This window comes from Zooshikella sp. RANM57 (assembly GCF_050749885.1).
Lineage (GTDB): Bacteria > Pseudomonadota > Gammaproteobacteria > Pseudomonadales > Zooshikellaceae > Zooshikella.
On sequence record NZ_JBOIUB010000003.1, the window covers coordinates 155,608 to 177,106 of the forward strand.

The window sequence follows — 21,499 nt, forward strand, 5'->3', positions numbered from 1 at the left end:
TAACAAACAAGAAATTCTAGTTCTGACGTAGTTCTTGCAGCCATTTTACAAGTTTACAAGTTACCTGATTATACTCTCTGTTATCATGATCTTTCATTTGTGCGTATTTATTGCTTCTTAGTACCAACCAGCGCTTAAATACCTGTTCAAAATAACTCATTTGCTCGACATTTAACCAGTAACAATCAGCTCTAATATGTACTGGACAATGAATTTGAACAATTTTTCTAGTAATTTCTTTAAATCCTAATTGCTGACAACGCAAGGTCCAATTAGGAAAAAGTATACTGATACGATAATTATAGAAATCGGCATCAGATGATTTTTCATTTATATCACGTAAAAGTATATGCTCAACAACATGTAATCCATCACTAGCCTGATGCAAATACAAAAGAAAAGAACGAAAGTAATTTGCAGCCAATATAGCTTTCTTTTTATTTTTGAATTTACCTAAAAAAATGCTTTCGTTATAACCAGGCCTACTAAATATAAGATTATATGAATTTTCGCCAACGACTCTACTAACTCCATAATAATTTATATTTATACCATTCACTAACAATGATTTTGTTATTTTTTTCGATTGAATAGGTATAATACTGGAAATTTCTTTTTCAAGTATTGTTAGAGTAACCTCATTTTTTTGTTTAAGTCTTGGTATACGCTGAATATTTTCTACTTGATTTACTAATGATATTGATGTTTGAGTATCAGTTTGTTGTTGCTCATCAGTCTCAAATACGATCTCAAGACTTTGATGATGAATCGCTTCAGTCAAAGAGTATGCTGTGGAAATTTTCATGCCCAAGTTAAAACTGATTTTTAATTGAAATCCTCCAGCAGTTCCTTTCAATATATCTTCATTTTGGTAGTCAAACCCGCCTGCTCTATTTTTACTTATCTCAATTATAGATCTAAGATAGTTAATCTTATGAGTAAGAATCAATTCATCTAATTCATCTTCATCGAGCAGATTATTAAAATAACTAAATATGGCTGGACTAATCTCTTCACCATAAAGTGATAACAAATAGTCGATCAATCTTCCTTTACGTTCAAAATAATCATCATGTTCAACTAATATTTTTTTTAAGAATTTATCAAAATTTTCCGGATATACACTACTTATTCCAGGAAAAGTTTGATTATCAAACGGGTAAAAAAAATAACTATTCTTATTATGCATATCAACTGAGAATAATGTCTTTATATTCTCAAAACTGGCATGCGTATTTGCCAGAATCTGATCAAACAGAAGTAAGTATGCATCAAATTGTTTAGCAAATACTTTACTTTGTTCTTTATTGTTTCTTGCAAGATCACAATACACAGATGGAAAACTATTTTTTATTGAATTAAACCGATAAATATTTTGGCATACACCTGATGGCAAAGCATATAATTGAGAAACTATTTGTTTATTATTTTTTTTATATTCACTGGAGAAATATTTTTCATTAAATAACTTTTTAACCCTTTCAAAACCAACTTCAACATTTACATTATCACGGACTAATACTATGTTTATATCTTTACAAATTTTTGGTATTTTAAGCTTTAAACACTCAACACCCTCCTTCCTTTTAGACAGGCTTAAATAGTTGTAATCAACACCGACTAAATCTAACTCATTAACAGAATTAACACCATCCATCTGGTTTATTTCATGAAATAGCTTTGAAACTGTAATCAAGCTTTGTTCATTCTTTAACGACAAATCATGATAAACACCATAATCTAATAGTGGGCCAGTAAAAATTTCTTCTATACTTTCACCTTCATCATATGCTTCAAAATAACTCATTGGTAAAGTAGCATTATTAATATACCATCCAGCCATACAATAAATGTCAGCTATTAGTAAGTCAACATCACAGTTCGCTTTGATTTCTATCTTTCCGTACAATTCACAAAAATTATTTTCTACAACTATAACCTTAGCAAGGTCTTCACTTATATTTCTGTTAGCGTTAAAAACAGATAACACACGATCTTTGATCGTTTGTTCCATTACATCCCTACAAACACTCCGATGTAATACAACATCAGACACTTCGACTAATATATAATATAAGCCCTTAATATCTTCATTATGCTTATTATCAACATTTAATTTTTCTGAAGAAGAATAAATCCAAATATTATTTATCTCATTAACTTGATCTAACAACAAGTATTTATAATCTTCTAAAGTCGTCGACCGCGCACTGAATACTTCGTCCGGTGAAAACAATGCATGTTTATGATAATCTACATGCATAGATTCATTTGTTAAGATGTTTTCGACTGTACTTTCAGCCCTATAAATCAAATCAGTTATTTCATAACATAATAGTTCTAACAGTGTAACTCCTGGGTCACTTAGATTATAATCGCTCCAAAGCTTACCAGAAATTTTTTGAGCATAGTCAATGCCTAACTGCCTGATACTCTCAAAACTATTTGGTTCTTCTGAAAAATTTTGATGAGAAATACTATTTTTATTTTCAATATTAGTATTCTTTTCACTCATACTTCATATCCTGCGGCGGGGATGTTTCAAAACACTCATTCATATCCGGATCAAACCACAGTTGTGTCAACTGGTAGTTAATAATAGTTTTTTTACTTATTTCTTGATTAGTACGGATTTGTAGCACATACTCAGTTTCTTCCCTGTTAGCCCATTGTAACTCGATTGTGATACCAGTTCTTATATTACCTGTTTGACACATTTTTATACCATCTACATGCGTCGTAGATCCATCTTTAGTATTAAAAAATTTCAATTTTGCTTTTGCTTTAGTTTCAAGAGGTGTATTCATTGCAATTGCATGCATTAATGCAAATTGTTGTTTTTCATGATGACCTGTACCTGCCATCACTTCAAATGCATGACAACCCGACAAGGTCGGTGTTATTGTATGCCAATTACCATCAGCTATTGCTTTACTTGAAGGAGGCAACATATGACTTCCTACTCTTCCATACGATTTCAAAACTCCAGCAATATCTAAATCATGAATAGGTTTTGGATTATTAATCCCTACACATCCTGAAGAAGAAAATGTCATTAGTGCAGGTATGATTTGCTTATCATCACTGTATCGTAATAGCTTTAAATCTTGTTCAGAACCATTATAATTAATTGACCAATTTGGTTTATGGGACCTTGAGTGCTGAGAAAAAAAACTGATGAGATACTGCCCTTCTTGAGCGATTATTTCTAATCCTTTATCAGTAACTGAGTTAATTCCCTCTTCAATTATATTTACAGAAGAGTCAATTAGATCCTCAAACTGTTGTGAAGTTGGAATTGCACCATCTTGAAAATAATTTTTTAATGTTAATCGATTACGTTGTGCCATTATCCTCTCTCTTATCTTTATTTTTCTGCTTTATTTGAAAATCATGTCCAACTTTATCAAGACCAACTCCATATGCGCTTTTGCAAGATAATTTATTAAAATTTATTATATGATGCGACGATGGCACGAGTAAACAAATTGGAGATACTTCTTGCACTACAGAATTTAACTCTAAATTGAATACCTCATCAATATAAGGCAACTCATTTATAAATGTAGTCATTGCTTGAATATTAATTTCCCAGCCAAATTTTTTTTCAGGGCCGACTGATGACCAAGGACAAATATAGTCAGATATTGCATTATTCAAGTCATCAGTCATCTTACCCTGTTGATCATGCTTAGTAAAAGACACCATACAACGGACTTGCACAGTTATATATTGTGGATTACATACAGTAACCTTAGCAAATGGTGATGACAAACCCTGCAGATAATTTTGAATCGCCATAAGCTCCATAAAACTCATCAATGGAGTATTACATGCTAATTTATGAAAACATTTTAAAGGCTGAGACGCAGTTATCACTAGCACATTCGTATTAGTATTTTCTATATTAACTTCATTCCTTTGCAATGGAGTAAGTTGATTAGTATTTATACATATTACTTTTTGAACTTTAGGAAATTGCTCTAATACGAGATGCTCATAATCCCATGATGTCACAGCACGCTTCTTATGCCTTAGTCTCTCACTAATGCGGCAAAAATATTGGTTTGTATTTTCTGCATGCAAACCACCAAATGTATTACCCTGTTGAGTAATTTTATCAAGGCCAGTAATACTATTTAATAAATACCACTCAGCATAATGCTTTTGTGGTTTAAGCTTACTATTTAATATTGGTGATTTGTTAGTTTCAATTTCTACTCTCATATATTCACGAGATATCATTAGTGCATGCGCAACGACAGATACCAGTTTACCATTAGCTGGTAGTCCTGTTTTGCTTGATATCTTTAGCCAATACTGACCATTTGGCATCATGGTTGATGTAGATAAAATATTTTTTGGAATATCAAGTACTATAATCCCTGACTGCTGTAGCCCACCCGTTCCATCGGAGACAATCTGATCATCTATCATGGGTTTCCAGGTATTATTAACTAAGTAATACCAGGCTAACTGAGTTAATTCAGTTGGATTTGAATGTGACATATTAAAATAAAGGTGAAGATGAGTCAGTGCATTCAGATTTTTAGATGTAATACCTATATATATACTACCCTCTTCTTCAAAATGGGGAATGAATGATCTATCACTTGGAGTATTTTGAGGAACGTTTTCATATTTAAGTTTTTTTATACCAAAAGGATATATGTGATAAAGCACAATATTTTTATTGTCAAATTTATTAATAAAATCATAGCCTTCCTTTGATTGATAATCTAATGTAATTTTACTTACAGTTGGTATAAATGGCTTGTTAGGCATTGGCAGAAACTTGTTACCACCTATTTTTACTTCTTGTTTTTTTAATTTTTCTTTATCACCTACAACTATATTCGTAGCCGTCTTTTGTACTTCATTACTTAGCAACATATTATTATAGGCTAACACTTTTGCCAACGTTATTTGGTGCTCACTGAATCCAAACCCATAGACTGGATTAGTTAATGTTAACTTAAAAAACCCTGAAGACGTATTTATATTATATACATACTTTTCTTTCGATACCTGATCATCGGCTAATATAGTTGTACCTGTAACTTTTTTATCCACTCTCCCATTCATTAAAGAAAAGCTAACGTTATTAGCTATATTAATATTATTTTTTTTATCAGATAGATCTTGCAATTGCTCAGGATTTGTACTCTTCGTATCAACTAAAGTAAATAGTGGCATTTTTTTAGAGCTCAAATCAATCCAATTACCTTGCGATAGTTTGGCAATTGTGGTTTTAAACACATTATAACCATAATCTGAAGGGTAGCCAGTATAATAAGCATTAAACCCCTCTTCAGGCAAATTATCCCAAGTGATATTCAACGATACTTCTATTAGTGATTTATTCACTGCCTCATAATTACCAAAAATAAAATTGGCATTAACATTAGCTTCTATCCCAAAGAGTTTGAATGGTTTATTTATATCAACTACGCCTTGTTCATTATAAGCCTTTAACTCAGTCAACCCTCGCACTTTAGATTCAATAGTGATACTAGTAATATCACATCCCAAAAACAGGGAATAAGGATAAAAATAAGCATTCGGGTTACACAATATTTGTAAAACAGGATTATCTGTTTGCCAATGATCACCATGAGTTAACATATCACATGCAATAATGGGTGGAAATTGACAAGGAAGGTCAATAGTTAACTCAAAACCATAATATTGATTAGTATCTTCAATCCGCTTGTTATCACAAGCAATAGTGCATGAACTGATTAAATATTTTTTAGTTGTCTGCCAACCATTAACTGTACTCAGCTTTATAATAAAGATATCTTTAACAAGTTTGAAAAAATGACTTTTACTTTGCTTGAATAAATTACATATATACTCTGCCTGAACTTTATCCAGTAGTAAACTTACTTTTTTTCTTACTTCTTCATTCTCAGATTCACTTAGCCAGTGATTAGTACTATTATTATTTATTGCTTGAGTACTTAGGAGGCAACAACTAAATAACTTTCCCAACACCAAGGTTAGTTCTTTTGCTGTGTTTGCCTTATCAACCTGTTTTAATAACTCTGTTTTAGTGCTATTATCAATATCAAATTCAAATTTAACAACAAGCTGTCGCTCCCCTTCTGCTAACCACAAGTCTTTTGATTCAATAGCAATACCTAAATGACTGAAATCAAGCACTGGGTTTTCTGATTTATTCTTATTTTTATTTTCACCAAATACTTTTTTACACTGTAACCCAGTAATATAGTTAAATTCACATTGTGGCGATATCTTATTATCATGCAATAGTAGTAAACTTAAAATGGTTGTAACGGATGCATCAGTTACTAAAAGACTACTTTCAGTTTGAAATCTAACTTGATTTAGTGGGGGACTATAACCAGGAATGATATAAGTCCCTTTAGGTATTGAAACTGGTTCTTTGGCATCAGGTAAAAGATTGAATGTCAAATACGCACTTTCTACTGTTTCATTTTCAGGTAGTGTTGCTAATATTTTCTTATAATAAAATTCCCGGTGTCTATCTGTAAATTGATTAATCGCATTTTGTGCAATCGAATACAGTTTCAAAAATACCATAAACAGTCCTAATGCAGGGTCATGCTCTTGACTATGCAATAGGCTTTCAGGATAGTTTATCTCTGATTGCTTTAAAAAAACCAAACCATTTATTAACATAATAAATGCATGTTGTATCTGCCTTCGAAAAATCTGGGTATTATTCTCACGAACATCAATGATTAATTCGTTGTATTTTTGATTAAATATCGCCTGACCGTCGGTGCTTATATTAATTTCCCAAACTTCATGAAATTGTTCAAATGTCAATTGAATGGTCATTTCTCCACTATTCATTAAGTGGTTTATTATAGTCCCTAGCTTATGCATTTCTGCCTTTAAGCTTTTACTTATAACTGAATGAATTTTATCACTAAAATCATTAGCCCATTTATCCTTTGACTGAGACAAGCAACTATACCAACTATTAACCTCCATATACTTTTTGATTACAAATAATAATTGGCGATATACATTCCTGTCCAGTTGACGCGCAAAGTCCTCCTTTAGTTTTTTAATGTTCAAAGTAGAAATACTGGCCATTATTACAACAGGATTATTTTCAAATAATGCTTCCCAAGATCCTACTACTTTATTATCTGTCGAATAATAGCGTAACCCTGACGCTAATCGTTTTCCATACATTAATAAATCATCAAATGTTCTCTCATCGACAAGAAAATTTGATTGCTGGATGATACGTTCTAATCTATTTTGCTGGCTTGTTCCAGAATGACTCATCTTCCACTACTACCTGTATCTATTCATCACTATATACTTTAGACTTATTCAAATAAATAGTGAATTATTTGAATAGCCCTTAGTTCAGTCATGTATATTAGTCCCTTCTTTATAATAATATGGATAAACTTTATTACTTCTTGTATTTGTAGCTCTAATAACATAATCGATCATGATATTTATCCAACTACGTTCTGGTTGCACTTCAATATTCACAACAGTAATTCGTGGTTCAAATAATAATATTGATTTTCTTACAGATTCTTTTACTTGTGTAAGTATACCCAAATCCAAGCTATCAAAAATAAAAGACTGTAAATGGCATCCATAAGATGGTTGCATAACCCTTTCACCTGGCTTAGTAGATAACAAAATATGAAGACTTTGTTGAATATTTTCATCTGACGAAGACATTTCGACTTGTCTATGATATTGATTAAACTGTGGAGGAAACTTCCATCCTGTTCCAATAAACTCTGGATTCATTTTTTTACCTTTGAAAATCAAAGTGCATACTGTGAAATCAAGCCTATAGTTTTCTATATCTTACCCACCGATTAACACCGTAGGGCAACCTATAGCGATTGTCCCTCCATGCGCAGTCGTATCGCCCATTCGAGCAGCAGGTTTTCCATTTAACATTACTGTGGTAGAGCCCATTACAATTTGATCCGGAGGACCAGTACATTCACACATATACTCTAAGACAGCAGCAGGTTCACCACCAATAAGTACAGTGCCTGTTGGAGGTCCTATTACAGGCCCTCCCACATGAGGAACTACTCCTGTTACCATGGGGCAAACATGTAAATCCCCTACTCTAGCCGCTGGAGGCATTTATTCACCTTACGTTATCCAATATAATTAATGCACCCAAAGTCAAGGCGCTTTATTAATTAAGTGTGAAAATCAGTGTCAAGAACATCGACAACTTCTTCATTATGGAAAAAGATTATTAGTTAATCATCACCATTGCGCCTTTTAAGGTAGCTTCTCCAGATGCAGATAATGCAAGTGAAGCATTTCCTTTAGCAACGAAATTCATATTAGCAGTTTGATTGATATTGGTTCCAGACAATGTCAGATCATCTTTAGTGCTAATTGATAATTTACCAGTAGCACTTATATTTACTGCATTTTTTGCACTCAATTCGATATTTTTACTGCTATTTAAACTTATACCATCAGATGAAAGGGTAATTTTATTATTATTTTGATCCTCAATAACAACTGACTTCTCTTTATCACTCAATACTAACTGATTATTACCAGGGGTAATGATTGTCATTACTTTGTTTTCATCATCAAATTCAATTTTAAGCTTGCTTTTTGATACAATTCCTTTAACCGGGTTTTTAGCTTTAATGTCGTAAGGTGGTTTTTTACTACTACTATACAAACTACCTAAAATAATGGGATTATTTGGGTCATTATTTATATATCCTAGTATGACTTCATCACCCACCTCTGGAATAAAAAAGTTTCCAACACCTGATGAAGCATAATAATTGGCGAGTCTCGCCCAAACGCCTTTTGTTTTCGCTTGTATAACGGGTACAGAAACTTGAATACGTTCTTGCTTTTCAGGGTCTCCCTCTAATTTTAGTACCGTACCTATTTGCAAACCTTCTATGGCTGGTAATATTCCTGATGCCGGTGGCGCTTTTAAATCATGCATTTCTGAAAAAAAATGAGGCGATAGTCCAAATACTACCTCCGTGATCCATTGTCCACCCTCTAGTCTATGTATAACTGTACTGACGAATACCGAACCATTAAATCGCTGACCTACGCCTTGTACTTCAATAAGCGTTCCTACTTTTGCTTTTGCATTTCCTTGAAACTTCATACCCCCACGGATACGTGCCAAGCCCGACTGTACTTGACGACTTTTTGCCCATTGTTTTAGTTCGGGGGTTTCCAATGAACTCGATGTTTGCAAACCATAATTTGCTAGCCCTAGTACTTTGGCAAGCTCAGCCGATGTTATATTCCCCTGTTTATTCAATGTTTGTGGAGGTACTTGTTGCGCTACCATTTTCTGTGTTTTGATATCCCAGCTAGATGCAATAACCGATTTGAACTGGTAACGCGCATCTAAGTCAGCATTAAACTCAATTAAATCAGTTCCCCATGACACGACAAGCTCTGCATCTCCATCCACTTTGGGAGGGGCTACGGTTAGTTTTCCTTTATCAATAGATACGAGCAAACCATTCAATTGTGCTCTTGTTATAATAAAATCCCAATCTGTACAATTATATTTTACTAATTCAGGATACTGTGTTTGAGTCGTGGTTACATCAGCGGATAACCCAGAGTACTCTTTCACCACGGTAGAGATAATATCACTGTCTTTTTGTTTAATATAATTATCATTTTTACGAGCAACTGTCATTGCAATGGCTTTATCCCGACATTCAATGACTAATCGAGAAAAATTATCTTCACTAATAATAACACTTTGTTTTATCACAACACCTGAAAAAATTGGCGTAGTTTTAGATGCATAACCCGCTGAAATTGTTATTTCTGCTCCAGGCTTAAATGTATTTTGGTCACTTACAGGGAATTTTTTTTCTGGCATATTGCCATCAGCTATCACTAACCTTGCTGTAGGTATTGCATTAAGTGAAGAAGTTACCTCAACAGAAATGATGTTGATATCATCCTTAATTACCTTGCCAGCACTCGTAACCTCTAATGCTAAAAACTCACTTGAACCTTTCTCTGGTGAATTTGCCATGTATGTATCTCATTAAATTACTCATTATCTATGGGTGGAAAATACAAAGAAGTTCCTGGTTGTAAGCGTGTGCAGCTTTTTAATTGATTAAAACGTGCGACTTGCGGATAATAATTACAATTTTTATATATCTGATGACAAAGCAATGGCAGTGTATCTCCTGCTTTTACTACCACCATATGCGTTAAATCAGGAGAAGATTTATTGGCTAATTTTTCGGCTTCATCATTACTAATATACCCTGAAAATGCTAACCCTACTTTTGCTCTTAATGGAGCACCATTTGGTTTAAAAAGGGTATAATTAACTGACAACTTAGATAATCGGCCAATAAAAGCGATATCGCCCCAGTTCACTTCTACTATATTGGGTGTATGCTCTTTACCATTATATTCGTATAGAATTTTTTTTAACGCCATAAGCTGTTTTGTTACTTTTGAAGTTAACCCCGACGTTAAAATAGCACTCAAACCTTTTGTTACTACACCTGTTCCATCCAATACAAGATCAAAACTTAGTTCTTCTGCTTCATATCCTGCAAACTTTACTTCAGGTGCTATAGCGCCTTGTACTCGCTTATGTGAGTCATTGGATGTATAGTTTATTTTATACTCATGATTAATACTATCTGGATTAATCATCACTTCAAATGAAGTTTCACTCTTGCTTAATTCACCGTTATTCAGGTTACAGGCTATTATTTTTAACTTTTCTTTTTTTAAAGAAAGTGATAATGTCATTTATCGTTCTCGTTGTTCTTCTAAACATTTTTTTATCATATGTTTACATTGTATTATGATATCTTCCTTCATTGCTTCATAGCAGGGTTGCTGGTGATGCGTCATTTCATCTTCAATCAAAGATTTATTTGATGACTTACCAGTTACATGTATCATCATATTTTTTACATTCACACTCATTTTATAGTACTCTTTTTGAATAATTATAATTTAATTCAATCTCCTCAATTGCTACTTCATTTTTTGTTGAGTTAAATTCATCTACCTCCCACTTAATCGGCCATGCCCCGGAAAAACTCCATACCCGCGAAGGTAGCTTTTGCTCATCCAATAAATAAACCATGATAGGCATGGGTACAATAGGTATTGATAAATCAGATTCAAAAACTGCTTTACACCAAATGACTAATGGTGAAACCAGAGACGCTACCCCCCTTTTTAATACTAAACGATTGGCTTTAACACCATTAGGCAATTGATGCACATATCGGTTTTCCCCACCTTCACGTATCTCTTCTGTTTGCATTTCACTGCTGATACCTGTCACAGATTGAAACCCTGTATCTGGAACGGGTAATAACGAGCCCACAAAAGCCACCTTAAAGCTAAAACTAACGGGTTGTTTGAACTCATCTTCTAACCAGTTTAAAATACTCATATCATTTCATTGCTCAATCTATAAAGTATTTTTAAAGCTTACCAATCTATGCATTTTTGATCGTGAGTCCTTCATGGGCAATTTCAATACTATCAATAGCGACTTCATTACCATCCGATTTTAAATCTGTTGCAGTTATTTTTGTTGGCCATGCATTTTTTAGTGTCCATACCATGGTAGGTTTCTGTAATTCATTTAACAAAGAAATAACGACAGGAATGCGTTCAATCGTATTCATTTTTATTTTAGCCATCCAATCCCAAAAGCTATTATCGGAAACATAAATTCCTTTTTTCATCGTGACATTGCTGTATTTGGCAATTCCCGGCATTTTTACTGTTGAGTAAGTTGCACTATCTCCTGCTCGATATTCGATAACTTGATGTTCCGCATCTAGCCCTGATACTTCTTGAAATGATATTGTGTTAGTACCCCATTTAACATTAAAGTGAAATTTTGGCATTGGCCAAATGGTTTTTGATTCAACGGATCCATTATCTGCCATTTTTTTCTCCCAAGTAATTGCCTATACGTATTTTTGATTACAAATCGAATGATTAGCTAGGGCTTGTTAACAGGCGCTCGCTAATGGTTTCAACCTTTTTGCATTTCCTGCTCAAAAGTAATTTGAATAAACTCAGCTGGATGCGTGATCGCAACTAATACCACTACTTTCATTATGCCATTTAATATATCATCCGCATTCATTGTTTTGCCAAGACCCACTGCGACAGAGAAAGCCTCTGCAGCACTAGAGCCGGCAAGACCACCTTGGCTCCAAATAGTGGTTAAAAATGCTGTGATCATAGTTTCAACACTTAACCAGGTATGAGCATCATTGGCATCAAACACAAAGACTTTACATGCATCTTTAATGGATTGTTCCAGCATAATCATGGTGCGACGCACGTTAATATAGCGCCAATCTTGGCTATTGCCATCCAACGTTCGAGCACCCCATACCATAGTGCCCTCTCCTTTAAATACCCGAATCGCATTCACGGCTTTACCATCTAATGGCATATTTAAGTTTTGTTGTTCCTGGTTTGAAATAGTCACTGTTGGTGCTATCACGCTATTTAAACTCACATTTGCAGGGGCTTTCCATACTCCTTGCGTGTTATCCACCATAGTATAAACCCCAGCCATTGCTGCAGAGGGCGGCAATGTATTAAGAATAGTGGCCATATCAGATAACACATTTTTATAAACGGTGCTGACACTCAACAATGTTTGGCTTAAACGTTTTTTAGCAGCATTAATTTGTGCTGGGGTTGCAGGTTTAGCATCAGTTGCAGGAGTAACAACTTTATCACCTTTCTTTACTTCTGGTTTTGCTGGAGTACCTGGTACTAACTCCTCATCTGTTTTTGTTAGATTTGCAATCGCTTTCGCAAGCGCTGATGTTGAATCAGGCACTGGTGTAAACTCATTCATTATTAAGTTTTGTAGGGTTGTCAATGAATCACTTGATAATGAAGAGTACAACAGTGCCCCTTCAGACACATTAGATGTATTCAGCCAAGGGTAATAGGCCATTGAATACTCTAAGAAGTTTGTTCCTATGCTATTTCGAAAATTATCGATTTGGTTTGTTGTAGCTGATGGTTGATTTAAATCTTGATAACCATTCCAAATATCTACAATAGCAACACGATTTTGCATTGTGCCACAATGTAGCAATGCTTGCTGTTCTACAGCATAACAATCTTCCTGATCTAATAAAACGGCATCAGGCATCACCACAATGGTCGGCTCTTCTTCTTTTTCTAAAGGTCCAAAAGCGTTTGTAAAATCTGTTTGACTTATTGTACTGCTGTAATCTCCAACAGACATAATATAACAATTACCACCACCATTTTGGAAAAATAACTGCATGCAATAATATAAGAAATATTGATTTGAGGATTGCACAATTTTATATTTTGTTGTTGACTCAGTTTTTACACTATAAGTATGTTCACCCAAAATATCGAAAGGAGTATCAGCTGAACTGCCATCGCTTTTATCTGATACCTCTTGAAATTCAAACGAAGGTACGGGAGCCCCACCAAAATAGGTTTCAAATTCAGAAAGTGAACTAATTGGCCAAGGCTGATTGAGAATTGATTTCCCATTACTCATTGCTATTTCAGTGTAACCAATAAAAACAGGTACCGCAGTAGCCACTTCGACTATCGAATTTCCAAATGCATTTTTCTCTTGAATATAGACACCAGGGGTCTTCATTTGTGCCATTGTATGCTCCTTGTCTCAATAATTAACATATATATTGGCTATTTTTTGGTTTGAATTTTCAATAGTACTTTGAACTATTTGATGAGGTGACGCTACGGGTAAACGTTTTATCAATACCTGTTGGTTACTATCTAATAACTGAAACCAGTAGCGACTCCTTTCGTATAAAGGTATAAGCCTATTACTCCTCAAACACGTTGCTGTTTTGCCATTGGCTAACCGCGTTTTTCCTAAATCATTAAAGGCCAGTTCATTAAACTTGTCTTTAATAACATAATTCCCTTTAAATACTGTTTCATTTAACAGATAACTCCAGTATACGCTCGCCGTTTTAAATATTATAGTATAGTTCTGCACACCACGTATTTGATTTTTTCTTACTATATTATTCAACACGTCATTTGTTAGTTTTATTTTAATAATGCATAATGGTTTCTGTATTTTTTCTCGGCTTGTTAAGACCTCTCGCACACACACATTGTCGATTTCAATTAAATGCTTCGCTTCTGGGTATAGCCTGTAGTCATTGGCATGTTTAACCGTTTCTGTAAAATAATCACTTACAAAATAAAAAACCTTGTTATTTGCTGGATAGCACCAGTCTATAACCCTATAGACTAAATCAGTTTTTAGATCAACCTTCCACTCTAGGTAATTGTTTTTTTGAGTATTTATTATCGTGTTGCTCTTTACATAGTTAGCAAATCGAACCGTATCGTATAGTACATTGATACCACTGCTCATAGGCTTACAGATTAAACCCGCATTCTGTATAAACTTCTGTGAATCCTTGGTTAATTTAAAAGTTGGATCAGGCACACTATTATCTGCGAAATATTCTCCTTTTAAGCTTATTTGTAGTAGTGGTTCATAACTCATGATAGTTGATCCATTAATGATGCTCTTCTGTCGTGGGGCTTGCTATCGCAGAGTGCGTCGTTTTTATATCATCGGCATAGTAGGTTATCAGTTGCACCTGATACAGTAGTGATGGGCAATATTTACTTCCCATCATACTCCACAAATTACTTAACTCATGTAATGTTAAATTTTCTATTCGCATCGCTAATTTTTCAATGCCTGCATCAAGGCAAGGCGAATTATAATGATCAAAAGTAGGTTTGCGTTGGAAAAAACCGAGTGTATCGGATAACGTTGCCAACGATTCACTGTAGTTTTTACAATCAAAATGGGCCGCAAATAATAAATACAGGTTGAGAAATAAAGGAGGCTCATGCTCTACAACACTATTGCCTTGATGAATTCCCTGTGCCTGTAACTGCGGTGTGGTAATCCGTTGAATATTCACTAAGTTCACCACCAGCTTATTTTTAATAACATCCTGCTTTTCTTTTTCCATGTCATATAAATTAGAAACAACGACCAAGTCATTATGCAAACTATTTTTTCTTCGTAAAAAACTGTTTAATTGATCGGCTAATAGGGTTATAGCTGCATTAATCATAGGTCGTCTTTCTTTGTTTTGTATGTCTTTATAATCTAGCAGGTATAACAAACCTTTAAGTGGTTTTTTCTATGCACTTCCTTATCTTTACGTACGTTCATTCACCATCATTTTCGTTGCTTTTGCCATGTTTCTTTTTTATTTTGGGTTAAACTCGATAGTTTTCGAAGTCACACTCACTATTCATCCATTTGGATTATTAGAATGTTATCGTTTACATTGTATTATTTAGACGTCTTTTGGCATGTGGTGAAGCATTTAAGGGCATTTACAGTTGGATCATGTTCATAATCTCACGCGTAGGTCATCCTGTTTTTTAGTTTCGGGAGTTTTGTGGCCAAAAATCACTTTCACCATTTAGTCTATGTCTGTTTGATCACATTTTTTTAGGGAGCAACATTATGTCGGATACCCGTAATAATAATCACGATGAACCAAACCACTCAACTGAATCACGGGCGTCTCACGCACATTGCATAGCAAATTATCAGGCAAAACCTTTTAAAAACAAGCGATCAATTCTCACGTATTTTTTATTACTCGTTTACCTATTTTTATTTTTTTCGACTGGTTATTTTGCATTTATTCATCGCCCAACGGATGTTTTATTGCAAAGCCAACAATCATTATTAGCCAACGCCCAAAATCAGGAAACTCTGGTGTTATTTCGTTCAATGATTAAAGAAGAGGTAGCGAACCATCAAGCACGGTTAGCCACAGCAACTCAGGCATTTCATATCGTATTAGGTGGATTACTCGGATTTTTATCCGCATTAGGTGCAACCTTTATCTATAAAATCGAGAACCTACCATCGGATGTAAATTAACTATCTGAAGGATGCACTTTAAAGACTTAACATTATCTTATGCGTTTTTTCCTCACGAGGGATGGTTTTACCAGCCTCCTCAAGTATTATTATCCCTCTTGTTTCCATGTTAAGTCATCTGCTATTTCCGTCTATTTTTTTCATTTTATATCAGCGTTTTCAAAGTTTTTATTTCAGGTCTTTTCATCTCAGCCTATTATTCCTATTGTCTGTTTCCCCCCCTTCCTTTCCTTTCATCCACTTCATTTACCACATCCCTCACCTATATAACCCTTTTGCACTCTCACATTTTCTGGTTACTCCGTTCCTTTTAATTAATTGAGAATCCAGCGGAGTTTGTTCGTATAGACACGTCGTTTCTTCGTTTTCCCCCACGTTCCATTTCTCTTTTGCCTTGACGTATTTCACGACTTTTCTATTTTCGTTCCCTTTTTCATTTTGTTTGCCGCGCTTTAATCCTATAGCCCTCTTCAACCAAACCATTGCCTTAATCAGTCACGGTCGGTCATAGTTTGCGTTCCACTATAGTTTGTTGATATCTACGCATTTTGTTCATTACTGACACATCTGCCTGTTTCGCTTCGTTATCTTCAGGATCCATCCATAGGGTATCTATTTTTTGCGGTTGTACGTCCATCTCTATTAACCTCTCCTTTTGTGCCTTTGTCGATCTTATTTTGTTTTTATGTGTTTTTTTCATTAGTTTTTTACTGAGGGTATACCTCCCTTCGGTCGAACGCAATGCTTTATGTTTTAAGTGGCGCGTTGCTATACCTATGGCTGCGTTTGTCCTATTCTTTAGCTTTTTTATACGATTTAGTCTAAGCGAGGTTACTGTACCCGTCGTAACCTTCAATACTTCATCTGAAGGGTCATTATTCATCACTCCACCATCGATGTAGGGCACGTGGTCTATCCACACTGGAGAGAAAACCCCTGGGAATGCACCGCTCGCTGCTGCCGCTTTTGGAATTGGTACGTGGTCGTCTTCTGCTTTTTTCGAGCTAAACACTCTAAGCCCACATTCTTTCGCGATTAACGCGGCTCTTGTGGGTTTCAGCGCCGTGGCTGTTATTAGCAGGTCCTTCGGTGAGTCCTTTTCGTTGTAGTATTTACCCATCACCAGTCTTGCCTTTCTTATCACTCCAAACGTATAGTCATCGACGGGATTTTTCGCTGCTTTATGAACCAAGGCGCTCACAGGGATCAAATCTCTGGCCTTCTCCACGTCGTCATCACTTGTTAATTCCATAATTTCGTCATTTAGAAACTCGCTCAATCGCTCGAGTGCTGGTTGCACGAGTTTTCCTATTTGTTGTCGCACCTTTTGTGTGTCTGACTCTGTTGCGCGTTCAGAGGCCCACAGTACAGCGCTTGCAGCTGTTCGTTTGTTATATCTTTTAAATGTCTCTCTTGTGACTAGCGTTTTCATTGGTATTTTGGCGGCTCTTTCGATTTCATCATTACTCAACCGACTTGCCACGAGAACTGCCGTTATTGCTCCCGCGGAACTACCGCCCACCACTGTATACTGGTTCAAGTCTAGGTGTTTCAATGCCGTTCCATAAGACCGCCCCTTAGCTCCTCCACCTTCCAGGCTCAGCCCCTTCGTTATTGCTTCCATCTTTAACTCCCTTCTATTTCCGGTTCGTCCCTGGTCGAGTTACGCTACTTTCGTAAAGTTTTTTGAATTTCATTTTCAGTCTCACACTTGTGGGTGTCGAGGATATTCGTTTCTGTTTTCGCGTCCGTTCTTTTCGTCTTTTTCGTTCTTTCTTTGTATATCTGTTTCAATCTTGTTTTTCTTTCGTCCCTCTAGACCTATTTGTTTTTTATTTTTTTTTTGACTCGCGTATCATTTTCCCGAATTTTTTCATTTCATCCGTTTAGTTTTTTTCTCTTTTTAGCGCGTTTGACTTTTTGTAGTTTTCCATGTTGTTTTACTTTGTCGTCCATGTATCGTCTTCGCGTTCCTTTACGCGTTTCACAAACGCTGATTGAATGTTTGCCTTATTTAATCACGCAATGGCTCCCAATAAAGTGTTTAATGATGATTATTTGCTAATAAAATAGAAAAGGACACCCTATAATTAGCCTAAGCACCCCACTCCCACCGCCAACCCATCCCTCAAAACTACCCCGCTCCGCACCCAAATCCACCACCGTTTAACATACGCCTCCACAACCTCAACCGGGGCTGCTTGCTCATAAAGCCGAAGGCATTTGTCACGATGATTAATTAAGGTGTTTTTGGCCAATAACACGCCTAAACCCGCGGAAGGTCCTAGACGATAGCCAAGAAAATCAAACTGTTTTGCAATTCGCCCAATAAACGTTTTATCTGGCGCTTTTTCCATGTGCAGGGTATTTAGCACCTGATTCATTAAGCGTACGGCTTTTCTCAACTGCCGTTTAGTTCGAGTGAGTACCACCCAATCATCCATGAATCTGATATACAATAACTGATGTTTTTCAGCAAAGGCTGATAACCTGTTATCCAAATCTGATAACGCAATGGCACCTAATAAAGGGCTTAATGACGACCCTTTGCTAATACCCTGCTCAGTCAAAAACAGTTCGCCATTGACATCATCTAAATGATGTAAAAATTGCTTAATTAAATCCAACACCATGCCATCATTAATAAAACACTGTAATTGTTTTATTAATAAATCATGTTTTATCGATGCGTAATAAGATTTCACATCAGACTTTACAACATGCACATAGCAACCACAGTTAAGGGCGACTTTCATGACAGCTTGTTTGACACCACCATGACCTTTGGGGTGATAACACTGTTTACTCAAATAAGGCTGCAAAGCTTTCGCCAGCACGAGCGACATGGCTTTTTGCACGAGTGCATCTTCTGCCTGCCAAACCCCAATGGAATGGCAATCGATTTTACATGCTTTACAGGGTGAAAAAGTATACTTCCCTTGACGTAATTGTTGTTGAATACGGGGTTTAATGTGATCCCAGTGAAAGCGCAAATGCCACACCGAATTATTAGGATGACTCTTTTTACGACTGTGGCACACCCAGGCATATGCCTCATTTAAGGTATCATCATGGGCGATTTGCTCAATCAGTGTCATTGATTGTATTTCCTAGTCCTTCACTACTGATTGTTTTATTCACTTCCAGCGTCATATTCGACCCCATTGCAGCTAATAATCGTTTAAGTATTTCAATATCTGGTGTGGGGTCATGAGTTATGTTCTCATTCTCAATTAATCGCTTCTGATAGAAATATTCCAAATACCCTTGATTGTGGCTAACACAACCCATGGACTCAAAACCCACCAGGGTTAGCGTTTTGATAGAAGGGTTATTAAAATGCCACGTTGTCGTAAATAATTGAGTTAAGCCTAACGCTTGTGCCTGGCGACAAGCCAATTCCGCCGCCTGTCGCCCAAACCCTTGCTGTTGATAATCAGTACCGGTCCAAAAGTAAAAATAGCCCACTGATGCCGACCATTCATAGCTGACCACCCCCACCAACCCATAGTCCTGATGCAATACGGCAAATAGTGCACGTTGTGGGTTTTGTTGCTGTTTGTGAATAAATTGTTGCACCGCCGCAAAGCTATCAAGGGTATAAAGCCGGGTTAATGCAGCAATTGAGGGATTACGGTACTGCAACAAAAACTCACTACCATGCTGTATACCTAACGGCTCTAACCTAAGATCGCCCTGTTGGGCCTGTGATGGAAAATACCAAGTTAATTGAGCACAGTGCTGTTGCCACCGCGTTACTTCCCCATATAGCTGTTGGGTTTGAGCATCATCAGGGTCTAGTGCCAAAGCTTGTTGCAAGCAGTCCACCGCTTGTGTGGTATAACCGGTGCTGTAATAACATAGCCCCAAGTTGTGGTGTAAGGCTAAAGACTCACCCTCCCATACAATACAATGCTTAAACAGTTGCTTGGCTAAGCGCCAATGGCTTAAATCCACCGCGAACAACCCTAAATTAAAGGCAAAATTATGCTGTTCTTTCCCCAGTGGAAAGAAGTTTTCCCAACATCGGGTTAATACCTCACACCAGGTGAGCCGTTGGCTAATGGGCACCCCTTGCTCTAACAATCGAGGCAAAAACAGGGCCAACACTTTATAATCAAACTGGCTTAGCCGACAATAACTGAGCATTTGGTCTGGAGTGAGTTGCTCCAGTTGATCATGCAAGGCTCGTTTAATCACAAAAAAATCATCACCATTAAACCCTTTCACGATTTTTTCGATGGTGTTGTAGGTGCGAGTGCACTCATAATCACCGGGATTCACTAAAATGGCTTGTAACACTAGCCCACCCAACCGATGTTTTTGTTGACAACACCAAATACGATGATCCGAGGATGGTTTTTCACTGCTAAAAAACCGTGTTATCACATCAAAATTAACAGGCAACGAAAAACTGCCATGAGCGGTGAGCGAAGGAATGGGCATATGGGTTAACCAATCTCGATCATACCCGCCTTGATCAGCGCTCAGCACTAACAGATTATCTTGGGTTAATCGCCGCAGTTGAGCCATAACACTCAATGCCCCTACAGGAATTAATAAGGGATTACTCATCAGTCGGGTTTGATAATAGTGCAATAACCCATTGATGGTCTCGGCGGTCAGTGCTGTTTGTGCCGCTAATGTAGTACACCATTGCTCAAGATGGTCGATAGGTTGCCAGCGATAATGAGGCACTTGTTGAGCAAATGGGCCTTTGCCCTCGGGATTATCCTCATGAGTATTATTTTCGGGTTGATCCCGCTTATCGATTAATGCCACTTCACCACTGTACCATTGCCCATAATGGTAATAGACCAAGGCTTGAGGCAAGCTATCATAAAAATAATTGGCGATGGTAATCAGTGGATTAGTGGTATTAGCTAACCACGGGACTAATTGATCATCCCCTTTTGCCGCATCATAGGGGATCACCTGTGCCAGCCCTTTTTTAATATAAGGCGTTAAATAAGGATGATTAGCTAAAAACGCCCGATTATTTTCAACAAAATCACTGATTAATAACACCAGTGGTATATCATTTATATCAATCAATTGACGGTCGGTTGTGTATACCCCCACTTCATTCCATTTTTTGGCCAGTTTTTTTAATAATAAATAAGAAAAACGGCCACAGCCCGCCCCCAGCTCTAACAAATAAATAGGCTCCCTACAATTAATTAAATCATTAGTTAAGCCTTCCTTTAAATAATTCACGATAATAGTTGCATAGTGATCTGCTAAAAGGGGTGTGCTGGTAATATAATGGGGCACGTCGCCTTGCCGCCAGGCATTGATACCCATTTGTTGAAAATACGCCCGTTGCATTGCCCATATAGGAGATTGGTGAAAGGAATGATACTCCGCCCCCGGAATCGCTGTTGAGGCAGGTACAGGGCATAATGGCATGGGTAATAATGTCTCCTGTTGTTGGGCATGACTTGATGTTTGCCATAAACTGGCAATGGGCAATTCAGTTGCCGGTTGGCTATGTGCATTGGACGGTTGGCACTGCGTAGATGTTCGGTAATTAGACAT

Annotated in this window: 16 protein-coding genes; 1 reads left to right on the forward strand and 15 read right to left on the reverse strand. The window is 36.4% G+C overall.

Translation table 11 applies throughout. The features are described from left to right. Positions 1-16 precede the first annotated feature (16 nt). From ACQ96U_RS08045 to ACQ96U_RS08100, 12 genes are all read right to left on the reverse strand, one after another. Complete coding sequence (locus tag ACQ96U_RS08045) at positions 17-2,515, reverse strand: hypothetical protein (protein ID WP_431720728.1); 2,499 nt, start codon at positions 2,513-2,515, stop codon at positions 17-19. After that, the gene (locus ACQ96U_RS08050; RefSeq protein ID WP_431720729.1) at positions 2,508-3,350 is read right to left on the reverse strand and encodes a hypothetical protein; all 843 of its coding nucleotides are present in this window, start codon (positions 3,348-3,350) and stop codon (positions 2,508-2,510) included. Before ACQ96U_RS08050 ends, ACQ96U_RS08045 begins: the two co-directional genes overlap by 8 nt. After that, positions 3,337-7,287, reverse strand: coding sequence for a baseplate J/gp47 family protein (locus ACQ96U_RS08055; RefSeq protein WP_431720730.1), 3,951 nt, complete (start codon positions 7,285-7,287; stop codon positions 3,337-3,339). Before ACQ96U_RS08055 ends, ACQ96U_RS08050 begins: the two co-directional genes overlap by 14 nt. Positions 7,288-7,371: 84 nt before the next feature. After that, positions 7,372-7,773 (reverse strand): GPW/gp25 family protein, encoded by a 402-nt coding sequence (locus ACQ96U_RS08060; protein ID WP_431720731.1) that lies wholly within the window; start codon positions 7,771-7,773, stop codon positions 7,372-7,374. A 60-nt stretch (positions 7,774-7,833) separates the two neighbouring features. Continuing rightward, positions 7,834-8,124, reverse strand: coding sequence for a PAAR domain-containing protein (locus ACQ96U_RS08065; RefSeq protein ID WP_431720732.1), 291 nt, complete (start codon positions 8,122-8,124; stop codon positions 7,834-7,836). A 118-nt stretch (positions 8,125-8,242) separates the two neighbouring features. Further along, complete coding sequence (vgrG, locus tag ACQ96U_RS08070) at positions 8,243-10,033, reverse strand: type VI secretion system tip protein VgrG (RefSeq protein ID WP_431720733.1); 1,791 nt, start codon at positions 10,031-10,033, stop codon at positions 8,243-8,245. Positions 10,034-10,050: 17 nt separating this feature from the next. Further along, complete coding sequence (locus ACQ96U_RS08075; protein ID WP_431720734.1) at positions 10,051-10,773, reverse strand: CIS tube protein; 723 nt, start codon at positions 10,771-10,773, stop codon at positions 10,051-10,053. Between the two features lie 181 nt (positions 10,774-10,954). Beyond that, positions 10,955-11,431 (reverse strand): phage tail protein, encoded by a 477-nt coding sequence (locus ACQ96U_RS08080; protein WP_431720735.1) that lies wholly within the window; start codon positions 11,429-11,431, stop codon positions 10,955-10,957. Between the two features lie 46 nt (positions 11,432-11,477). Then, positions 11,478-11,936 (reverse strand): phage tail protein, encoded by a 459-nt coding sequence (locus tag ACQ96U_RS08085; RefSeq protein WP_431720736.1) that lies wholly within the window; start codon positions 11,934-11,936, stop codon positions 11,478-11,480. An 89-nt stretch (positions 11,937-12,025) separates the two neighbouring features. Continuing rightward, positions 12,026-13,669, reverse strand: a complete 1,644-nt coding sequence (locus tag ACQ96U_RS08090; protein ID WP_431720737.1) for a phage tail sheath family protein — start codon at positions 13,667-13,669, stop codon at positions 12,026-12,028. Positions 13,670-13,684: 15 nt separating this feature from the next. Continuing rightward, entirely contained in the window at positions 13,685-14,548 is an 864-nt protein-coding gene (locus ACQ96U_RS08095; RefSeq protein ID WP_431720738.1) for a hypothetical protein, read from the reverse strand. 13 nt (positions 14,549-14,561) lie between these two features. After that, on the reverse strand, positions 14,562-15,134 hold the full coding sequence (locus ACQ96U_RS08100) for a DUF4255 domain-containing protein (RefSeq protein ID WP_431720739.1): 573 nt from the start codon (positions 15,132-15,134) through the stop codon (positions 14,562-14,564). Between the two features lie 401 nt (positions 15,135-15,535). On the opposite strand from ACQ96U_RS08100, the gene ACQ96U_RS08105 reads away from it, so the two are divergent. After that, on the forward strand, positions 15,536-15,961 hold the full coding sequence (locus ACQ96U_RS08105; protein WP_431720740.1) for a hypothetical protein: 426 nt from the start codon (positions 15,536-15,538) through the stop codon (positions 15,959-15,961). A gap of 505 nt (positions 15,962-16,466) precedes the next feature. Here ACQ96U_RS08105 and ACQ96U_RS08110 read toward each other — a convergent pair. The 3 genes from ACQ96U_RS08110 to ACQ96U_RS08120 all read right to left on the reverse strand — a co-directional run bounded on the left by ACQ96U_RS08110 (position 16,467) and on the right by ACQ96U_RS08120 (position 21,499). Beyond that, complete coding sequence (locus ACQ96U_RS08110) at positions 16,467-17,585, reverse strand: patatin-like phospholipase family protein (protein WP_431720741.1); 1,119 nt, start codon at positions 17,583-17,585, stop codon at positions 16,467-16,469. Between the two features lie 466 nt (positions 17,586-18,051). Continuing rightward, positions 18,052-19,059, reverse strand: a complete 1,008-nt coding sequence (locus ACQ96U_RS08115) for a reverse transcriptase domain-containing protein (protein WP_431720742.1) — start codon at positions 19,057-19,059, stop codon at positions 18,052-18,054. Next, the gene (locus ACQ96U_RS08120; RefSeq protein ID WP_431720743.1) at positions 19,046-21,499 is read right to left on the reverse strand and encodes a GNAT family N-acetyltransferase; all 2,454 of its coding nucleotides are present in this window, start codon (positions 21,497-21,499) and stop codon (positions 19,046-19,048) included. The genes ACQ96U_RS08115 and ACQ96U_RS08120 overlap by 14 nt, the downstream gene beginning before the upstream one ends.